This is a genomic window from Geminocystis sp. M7585_C2015_104 (assembly GCA_015295805.1).
Classification (GTDB): domain Bacteria; phylum Cyanobacteriota; class Cyanobacteriia; order Cyanobacteriales; family Cyanobacteriaceae; genus DVEF01.
Genome location: DVEF01000099.1, coordinates 1 through 8585 on the forward strand (window position 1 = coordinate 1; position 8585 = coordinate 8585).

At 48.1% G+C, this 8585-nt stretch carries 9 protein-coding genes; 6 read left to right on the forward strand and 3 right to left on the reverse strand.

From position 1 onward, the window contains the following. Window positions 1-442: 442 nt before the first annotated feature. The 3 genes from IGQ44_12050 to psaC all read right to left on the reverse strand — a co-directional run bounded on the left by IGQ44_12050 (window position 443) and on the right by psaC (window position 2402). Window positions 443-1600, reverse strand: coding sequence for an NDP-sugar synthase (locus IGQ44_12050; protein HIK38708.1), 1158 nt, complete (start codon window positions 1598-1600; stop codon window positions 443-445). A 28-nt stretch (window positions 1601-1628) separates the two neighbouring features. Beyond that, window positions 1629-2033 carry a RidA family protein gene (locus IGQ44_12055; GenBank protein ID HIK38709.1) on the reverse strand — a complete coding sequence of 135 codons (405 nt, stop codon included), beginning with the start codon at window positions 2031-2033 and terminating at the stop codon, window positions 1629-1631. 123 nt (window positions 2034-2156) lie between these two features. Continuing rightward, window positions 2157-2402: a photosystem I iron-sulfur center protein PsaC gene (gene psaC, locus IGQ44_12060; GenBank protein ID HIK38710.1), complete on the reverse strand. Its 246-nt coding sequence runs from the start codon at window positions 2400-2402 to the stop codon at window positions 2157-2159. Window positions 2403-3270: 868 nt separating this feature from the next. Between psaC and IGQ44_12065 the strand changes: the two genes are divergently transcribed. The 6 genes from IGQ44_12065 to IGQ44_12090 all read left to right on the forward strand — a co-directional run. Continuing rightward, entirely contained in the window at window positions 3271-5268 is a 1998-nt protein-coding gene (locus tag IGQ44_12065; protein ID HIK38711.1) for an Rne/Rng family ribonuclease, read from the forward strand. Window positions 5269-5271: 3 nt separating this feature from the next. After that, a complete protein-coding gene (locus IGQ44_12070) occupies window positions 5272-5886 on the forward strand; it encodes a ribonuclease HII (protein ID HIK38712.1) in 615 nt (204 codons plus the stop codon). A 241-nt stretch (window positions 5887-6127) separates the two neighbouring features. Continuing rightward, window positions 6128-6601: a ribosome maturation factor RimP gene (rimP, locus tag IGQ44_12075; protein HIK38713.1), complete on the forward strand. Its 474-nt coding sequence runs from the start codon at window positions 6128-6130 to the stop codon at window positions 6599-6601. A gap of 43 nt (window positions 6602-6644) precedes the next feature. Further along, window positions 6645-7796, forward strand: a complete 1152-nt coding sequence (gene nusA / locus IGQ44_12080; GenBank protein HIK38714.1) for a transcription termination factor NusA — start codon at window positions 6645-6647, stop codon at window positions 7794-7796. Further along, window positions 7780-8064, forward strand: coding sequence for a YlxR family protein (locus IGQ44_12085; protein ID HIK38715.1), 285 nt, complete (start codon window positions 7780-7782; stop codon window positions 8062-8064). The genes nusA and IGQ44_12085 overlap by 17 nt, the downstream gene beginning before the upstream one ends. A gap of 151 nt (window positions 8065-8215) precedes the next feature. Beyond that, window positions 8216-8585: translation initiation factor IF-2 N-terminal domain-containing protein (locus IGQ44_12090; GenBank protein ID HIK38716.1), on the forward strand; the 370-nt coding region annotated here is incomplete at its 3' end.

Below are 8585 nucleotides of genomic sequence, written 5' to 3' on the forward strand. Positions count from 1 at the left end.
AAGGCGTAGAAGTTAAATACAGAAAGAAGGAGATGTCAGTAAGTTTTATCAGATGAGCCAGTGAGATAGAGAAGGCATTCAGGTGTGCTTATGAGGATTCTGAGAAGTTAAGGGCCATTGTTGAACTTTCTACATGAGGTTATGTTCTACACTATAATGGGAAGACCCTAGAGGAGGGTTTTTAGGGGTCCTAGGGGGGTTAGCATGTCCGAAATCTTGTCAGGAGCCTAGCTACCCCGAGACTCAGACAAACAAAAGACCCCAGCGCTACCCCCAGGGCCACACCTCCCCCCATTATATCTATCATTATAGCAAAAAAGAAAAAAAAAGTCAAGCCGGGAGCTTCCCATCTCCCCGGGCCAAATAAAAAGGATACCCCATAGTGCCCACGATGGTAACAAAAAAACAAGAAAAAGTCAAGTGGCAGTGCCAGGGGGGAAAACTACAGTTGTTTGACAATGTCAGTGATGAGTTGTCCCTGTTGTGCGTGGTTGAGGGTAGTTTGGCGAGAGTCGGTGATTAACCAGTCAATAGCGGCGGCCTGGACATCAATGGCAGTGCCGTTTTTATCCACACAATAATGACCAAATACTAGTTTGTTGGCCAGGTAAACCCCCGAGCCAAGACGGGAGTATTCAAAAATAAGGCTGTTATCTACCGTAGCCCCTTGACAGATTAGACAGTTGTGCCCTATCATGGATGGACCAATAATCCTGGCGCCGTCTTCTATTTTAGTCATGCCGCCAATGTAAACGGGGCCGGTGATGTCTACCTTGTCCCAGTTTACACACACATTCAGGCCGGTGTAAATGCCTGGTCTGACCTGTTTGCCGGGAACCTGGACATTTTTGATCTCCCCTGTTAGGATGGCCCTAATGGCATGCCAGTAGTCGGGCACTCTTCCAATATCCACCCACTGGAAGTCCATATTGACTGCGTAGAAGGGGAGTTTTAATTGCACCAGTTTTGGGAATAATTGGCTGCCGATGTCGTACTCCTGGTTGGGGGGGATATAATCAATGACTTCCGGCTCAAATACATAAATACCGGTGTTGATTTGCTGACTCAAAGCCTCTTCCCTTTTCGGCTTTTCCTGGAAGGCTATAACCCTGTCATCAGAGTCGGTGACTACCACCCCATAATTGGGAACTAACTCCCAGGGAACTTTTTTTGTGACTACCGTAGCAATTGCCCCTTTTTGCTTGTGTCTTTTTACCACCTCGGTTAAATCTAGATCTATGAGTGCATCTCCACATAGTACTACGAATGTTTCATCAAAGAAGGGATTAAAATCCTGAATTTTTCTAATACCACCGGCCGAACCCAACGCCTCCCCTATCAGTTGCCCGTCCACTACACGCCCCTCGAAGGAATAGGCAATTTCCACCCCGAAACGTTGGCCATCCCGGAAATAGTTTTCGATTTCCTGGGCCAAGTGACTAACATTGACCATTATCTGGGTGAAACCGTGTTTACGGAGCAACTCCACCAAGAATTCCATTACCGGTTTGTGAAAAATGGGGATTAAGGGCTTTGGAATAGTATAGCTGATGGGACGAATGCGGGTGCCCTTCCCTGCCGCCAATATCATTGCTTTCATAGATTGCCCCCTAATTAGTCTTCCTTTCCTAGTGTACCCCAGTCCCCCCTCTCACGGCGATGCACTCGATTTCCACTAAAACATCCTTGGGTAAACGGGCCACTTCCACACAACTACGGGCCGGCGGCGAAGAGGGGAAATACTGGCTATAAACTTCATTCATGGCGGCAAAATCGTTTAAATCCTTGAGAAAAACCCCTGTCTTCACCACGTTTTCCCAGGTTAACCCTTCTTGCTTCAGTATTGCCTCAATATTCGCCATCACCTGCCTGGTTTGTGCTACTATATCTCCCTCCCCCACTATTTCCCCCGTTTCTGGATTTATTGGAATCTGCCCTGCTACAAACATGAATTCACCCCTAGCCACAATGGCTTGACTGTAGGGTCCCACCGGTGATGGCGCTTTGGAAGTATAAACTACTTTTTTTTCCATATTTCAGTTTATATCACAAGAAAAAAGGAAAACCAACTGTCGTCATGAAGACAACAGTGGCGGCCGAATCATTTAATGATGAGAAAAAGTGCAACAAGGGCGGGGAAATAGGAGACAATGGTGTTAATAGGCTAGACCCATACTGCGAGTGGTTTCTGCCCCCAGGTACACCCGGATGCTCAAAAAGTCGGTGGGACAGGCAGTCTCACAACGTTTGCAGCCTACACAGTCTTCTGTCCGGGGAGAGGAGGCGATTTGTCCCGCTTTACACCCATCCCAGGGGACCATCTCCAGCACGTCTAACGGACAGGCGCGTACGCACTGGGTGCAACCTATACAGGTGTCGTAGATTTTTACAATGTGAGCCATGAAAAAACTCCTTTCCTACTAATTTTATTCTCTTTTTGTCCATCAAGTATTTTCTTTACCGCAGTATATAATCTCTGTTGCCTTTTCTTATACCTAGCTTTAAATTCTGTAACATTTCTTCCCCCCTCCATGGACACCTTTTCTGCTATAATTGCAATCAAGGTTATACTGAGGCTTGTACTGTCACTGGAGTCCAAGACACTGTTCAATTAATTTCCGGCCATTGTTCGTCTTTCCCTATGAAACCTAAAAGAGTATCCTTTCCTCCCCCCACAAGCTGAGAAAACCACCGACAGGGGGAGTCAAAACGGGGTGCTCCCTTGGTATAGGGATAAACGCCCACACTCGTCCCCACCACTAAAAGAAATTATACAATTCGCCACTCTTTTGGCCTGGGTGTCGGGGTCTGTGGTAGGAATTTACAAAAAAAATCTTGAGTGCACTCCCCACCGGGGGAAAAGCCCTTGCCTCGGGACTTAAAGGGATGGTATATAACCGAATAAAGGGCGGGGATTCGAACATCCCCTAAAGGCTCTAGGAAAAAAATAAAGACTTTCGGATTTGATGGCCATAGGGGTGGAAGATGCGGGGATTTATGAGAAGATATTAGCTATCTGTCAATATAAATTCTCCCATGGACAAAGGTAGAGAAAATACAAAAAATGTCAGGGATGACCAGGAACAAAAATTTTTCTGCTGCCTTTGGCAAGTGTCTTCTCATAAAAACTCGGGTAGAAAGGTGATTTTTCACCTAAGAAAACGAAAAAATACCAGAAAATGCCTAATAATTTCAGAAGCTTTTTATCCTTTGAAAATAGGAAAAAATATAGAAAAATAGTCAACAGTAGGAGTTTGGTGAGGTAGTTGAATGCCAAAGCAGATAGTAATAGCAGAAAAACACCACATAGCCGCAGTAATCGCCGGGGATAAAGTACAAGAATTAGTGGTGGCCTCGGGAAATCAGCAAGTAGGAGATATTTATTTGGGGATAATAGAAAATGTTATTCCCGGGATAGATGCGGCCTTTGTGAACATCGGTGATGCAGAGAGAAATGGTTTTATTCATGTGAGCGACTTAGGCCCTTTAAGACTGAAAAAAAGTGCCGGTGCTATCACAGAATTAGTCCTCCCAAATCAGCCGGTGTTGGTGCAGGTAATGAAGGAGCCCACCGGCAATAAGGGGCCTCGTTTAACTGGCAATATTAACCTGCCAGGACGTTATTTAGTACTTATGCCCTATGGTAAGGGAGTAAGTCTGTCTCGTCGTATTAAAAATGAAAACGAGCGTAACAGACTCAGAGCCCTGGCAATACTAATAAAACCGCCAGGGATGGGATTGTTAGTCCGCACAGAAGCAGAAGGAAAATCAGAAGACACTATAATTGAAGACCTAGAACTGCTGAAAAAACAGTGGGAAAAAATCAAACAAGACGCAGAAACCCTTAAACCCCCAGTACTGCTAAACCGGGATGACGACTTCATCCAAAGAGTACTGAGGGAAATGTACAGTGACGACGTCAACAAGATTGTAGTGGAAACAGAGGAGAGTGTACGTCGGGTCAAAAAACAATTGACTAGTTGGAGTGGTGGACGTCACCCCTACGGTTTGACCATCGAATGGCATCAAGAGTCTCGCAACATTTTGGATTACTATCGTATTAACGCCACCATCAAAGAAGCCCTCAAACCAAGAGTAGATTTACCCTCCGGTGGTTACATCGTCATCGAACCAACAGAAGCCCTCACCGTGATCGACGTCAACTCCGGTTCATTCACCCAGTCTGCCACCTCCAGGGAAACGGTATTGTGGACCAACTATGAGGCCGCATCGGAAATAGCCCGTCAGCTAAGATTGAGGAACATCGGTGGCGTGATCATCGTCGACTTCATTGATATGGACAGCCACCAGGACAAACTAAAACTACTGGAACACTTTACAAAAGAGCTACAGGCAGATAAGGCGCGGCCACAAATTGCCCAATTGTCAGAGTTGGGACTGGTAGAGTTGACCAGGAAAAGACAAGGCAAAAACATTTATGAAATATTTGGTCATACCTGTCCCTACTGCGGCGGCCTAGGCCTCCATGTACACCTCCCAGGACATAGCGAACCAGAACCCCTCGTGGCCGCACCAAATCCGCCAACCACCGCCGCCAAACTCCCAGAAATACCGGCTCCCGAAAGTATTGTAGAAACCAGCCCTCCTCTAGCTACAGTTGTAGACAAAATTGTTTACAGGGAGTCGGAGCTAGTCCGCGCCGGCCCAAATGGCAATGGCGTGACGGGGGTGGAAACCCCACGCACTGGTGGTCGTCGTCGTCGTCGTCGTGGCAAGGAGGTGGGTATAAAAGAGGAAATAACCTCCCCCACCGCCGACCAAGAATTGGACTTGGCTCACAGTGCCCAAACCCTAGAAAAGCCCAGGAAAGAACGCAGTACCCTGTCCCGCACCTGGCGTCGAGAGGAGGGACAGTGGGAAAAAGTGATCGTGGAAATGACAGAGGCAGAACAAGATGTTTATGCCTTCATGGGGGTGTCGCCACTGGTTCGCCTCCAGGGGGAATTTAAAGATCCCCGTTCAGTACTAGTGTACGTCAAGTCCCCCGACGAGCCCTTCCCCATCCCCCCCTCCGAAGCAAGCAAGATAATAACTCTCAGTGGGACAAAAGAATATACCCCCTCCCATGAGGAAGAAACTCCACCACAAACAGAAAAACCTCAACCAGAAGTGCCAGAAACAGTAGTAGAACAACCCCTACCCGAGGCAAACAGGGAGGAAAAAGAAGAGGAAAAAACTGATACCACCCCCTCCTCGCCCCCACTGGTTAGAACTCGTCGTCGTCGCGTCCGTTCTCAAGTGGAGTAGTAGATGGAGGAAAGGCTAATTGCAGGAGTGGATGAAGTGGGCAGGGGATGCATCTTTGGGGAGGTGGTGGCGGCCGCAGTGGTCCTACCCCTAAAAAAAGTCCACCTCCTCCGACAAATAGGAGTAACCGATAGCAAAACACTTTCCCCCCACAAAAGAAAAAAACTCTTCCCCCTAATCCAACAGCTCGTCAGCGCCTATCACCTGGCAGAAGTTGACAATACTACAATAGACCGTATTAATATCCACCAGGCGGTAATACAGGCAATGACAAAGGCAGTGGAAGGATTGGGGATCACCCCCTCTGTCTGTCTCATAGACGGCCCCTTTACCCTAACCCCCACTCTCCAATCCCCAGCCCCCTTCCGGCAAATACCCCTTGTAAGAGGCGATAAGCGCTCCCCTGTCATAGCCGCCGCAAGTATCCTGGCCAAGGTATGGCGGGACGAAAAAATGCGTCAATACCACCAAATATACCCACAATACGACCTGTTAAACAACAAAGGCTACCCCACCAAAAAACACCTGGCCTCCATCGCTCGTTACGGTATTACCCCACACCACCGTCTCTCCTTCACCCCCTGTGGGGTTTACTCCCACAGTAGTCAAGAACACTGAGTTTGTGCTAGCATAGTAGTGGGAGTCGGAGCGGACTAGAGCTGAACCCCAACTGTCGCCAAAAACAGGAACAACCCGGGGTCCTGGTTTGTTCAGTCCACTCATGGGCCTATATTGAGCCAGCTGTGCTCGAAACGTTCTGACTTGGTGCTGAGTAACACTGCCGAGGTGGGAGATTCCCGCTTTTTTTATTATCTACTGTGAAGTGTAACATCCTGAAAACCATAGCTCCAATAAGCCCATGACTCACCCTCTTATACCAGAAGTGTGGCAGTTGGCACAGCCGGTGGCAGAAAGGCTAAACTTGCGAATAGTTAATGTGGTTTTTCAGACAAACAAAAACCCGCCCGTATTACGCATCGACATTCAAAAAGAGGAGGGCGATGTCTCCCTGGACGACTGTGAAATGATGAGTCGTGCCCTAGAAGAGGTACTAGATGCAGAAGACTTGATCGAATCCGCCTATGTCCTCGAAATTTCCAGCCCCGGCATCGGCAACGTCCTGCAAACTGAGCGGGAATTCACTAGTTTCAAAGGTTTCCCCGTGGAAGTAGCCACCAACACCCCCTATAGAAACAAAACAAAATGGCAGGGCACCCTCCAAGGCAGAGATGAAAAAAGTGTGTACATCAACTGCCGGGGGAAAATTGTTGCCATCCCCAGGAACATTGTAACACAAGTTCAACTCTTAGACGGCCCAATCTCATCCTTTTAACTGGTAACTGTCATTCATTCATACGTCGAAGAAGAAAGAAACTATGAGTCTAGTAAAGTTACCCGGACTACAGAATCTCATCAACGAAATCAGTCAAACCCATAACCTACCCAAAAGTTGCGTAGAAGAGGCAATCAGAGAAGCCCTTTTCAAGGGATATGAGCGTTTCCGTCGCAGCAAAAGCATTGCTAAAGGACATCACTCCTTCCCCCCAGACTACTTCCACAACTTCCGAGTCCAATTAGACTTGGAAGAAGAAGGCTTCCGGGTGGTAGCCCTCAAAACCGTCACTGAAACAGTAGAAGATCCAGACCATCAAATTGCCCTGGCAGAAGTCAAAGAATTCAACGAAGAGGCCCAACTGGGAGACGAAGTGCTGGTCAACGTTACCCCTGACCAACAAGAATTCGGCCGCATGGCCGCCATGCAAACTAAACAAGTATTACTACAAAAACTGAAAGAACTACAAAGAGCCATGATCCAGGAGGAATTTGCCGAACTGGAGGGAACAGTCCTCCCGGCAAAAGTACTCCGGTTTGAAGGACAGTCTGTGATCATGACGGTTCAAAGTGCCTACGGCAGACCAGAAGTAGAGGCAGAATTGCCTCGAGCCGAACAAATTGCCAGCGACAACTACCGCGCTAATGCTACCTTCAAGGTTTACCTCAAAAAAGTAAAAAGGGGCGTGCACCGAGGTTCCCAGTTGCTCGTCTCCCGTGCCGACGCTGGGCTAGTAGTATACTTATTTGCAAACGAAGTACCAGAAATAGAAGACGGCATCGTCAGAATAGTGGCCATCGCCAGGGAAGCTAATCCCCCAAAACCAGAACTCACCGCCAGAACCAAAATGGCAGTGGACACCCTTGACCCTGATGTGGATCCCGTTGGGGCATGCATCGGCGCCCGCGGCTCCCGCATCCAGGCCGTCGTGAACGAGCTAAAGGGAGAAAAAATTGATGTAATACGTTGGTCCCCAGACCCTGCCACATATATAGCCAATGCCCTTAGCCCCGCCAAGGTGGACAAGGTAGAAATCCTTGACCCGGAAGAAAAACAGGCACTGGTCATAGTACCAGATAATCAGTTCAGTCTCGCCATAGGCAAAGATGGCCAAAACGTACGTCTGGCCGCCCGCTTAACCGGCTGGAAAATCGACATCAAGAGAAAATCAGACGCTGATGGAAAAGCGAATTAAACAAAAAAATTACCGTCGTTGCATCAGCTGTGGCCTCTATGCCCCCAAAGAACAATTCTGGCGAGTAGTACGAAACTATCCGGACGGCCATATAACCCTCGACAAGGGCATGGGACGTTCGGCCTACATCTGTCCCCGCCAAGACTGTCTGGAAATAGCCCAGAAAAAAAAACGGCTTGCCAAGGCCCTAAAAATACCTATCCCCCCCGAAATTTTTCAACAACTTTGGCAAAGACTCCAACAGGACCCCACAAAGGGTTATAATTAGATCAAAGACAACCCCGCCCCAACGGGTAGTAGTGCCCTCTGGCACTCCCCCCTACCGTGGGGAGCCTCCACCTGTGACAGTCAAGGGCTTACCCTTTGATTTAGAGCACCTAAAAGTGTTACAATAGAGCATAAAGTCAGGCGAGTTGTGGATGAAAAACGGCAGAATCAGAATATACGATTTGTCCAAGGAATTGGCAGTAGAAAACAAGGACGTACTAGAAATATGTTCCCGGTTGTCCATTGAAGTCAAAAACCATAGTAGCACAGTTACCGAAGCACAAGCACAGGAAATCAGAGAAGCAATCAAGAAACAACAAATGGCCGCGGCAGAGCAACAACAAAAACAAGAAAAGACGGCATCCGGCGCGCAAAACAAAAAACAGGAAATACTAGCCATATACAAGAGTGAAGAGTCACAACCGGGTCAACAACCTAAGAAGCATACCCCCGTGCTTCTCACACCCCCTCGGCCACCCCAACCGCCAGTCGCACCCACAACCACCACGGAAGAAAAGGCGC

Bases quoted from the DNA above. Each gene is read 5' to 3' on its own strand.
- IGQ44_12050 (HIK38708.1), bottom strand. From the start codon at position 1,600: ATGAAAGCAATGATATTGGCGGCAGGGAAGGGCACCCGCATTCGTCCC.
- IGQ44_12055 (HIK38709.1), bottom strand. From the start codon at position 2,033: ATGGAAAAAAAAGTAGTTTATACTTCCAAAGCGCCATCACCGGTGGGA.
- psaC (HIK38710.1), bottom strand. From the start codon at position 2,402: ATGGCTCACATTGTAAAAATCTACGACACCTGTATAGGTTGCACCCAG.
- IGQ44_12065 (HIK38711.1), top strand. From the start codon at position 3,271: ATGCCAAAGCAGATAGTAATAGCAGAAAAACACCACATAGCCGCAGTA.
- IGQ44_12070 (HIK38712.1), top strand. From the start codon at position 5,272: ATGGAGGAAAGGCTAATTGCAGGAGTGGATGAAGTGGGCAGGGGATGC.
- rimP (HIK38713.1), top strand. From the start codon at position 6,128: ATGACTCACCCTCTTATACCAGAAGTGTGGCAGTTGGCACAGCCGGTG.
- nusA (HIK38714.1), top strand. From the start codon at position 6,645: ATGAGTCTAGTAAAGTTACCCGGACTACAGAATCTCATCAACGAAATC.
- IGQ44_12085 (HIK38715.1), top strand. From the start codon at position 7,780: ATGGAAAAGCGAATTAAACAAAAAAATTACCGTCGTTGCATCAGCTGT.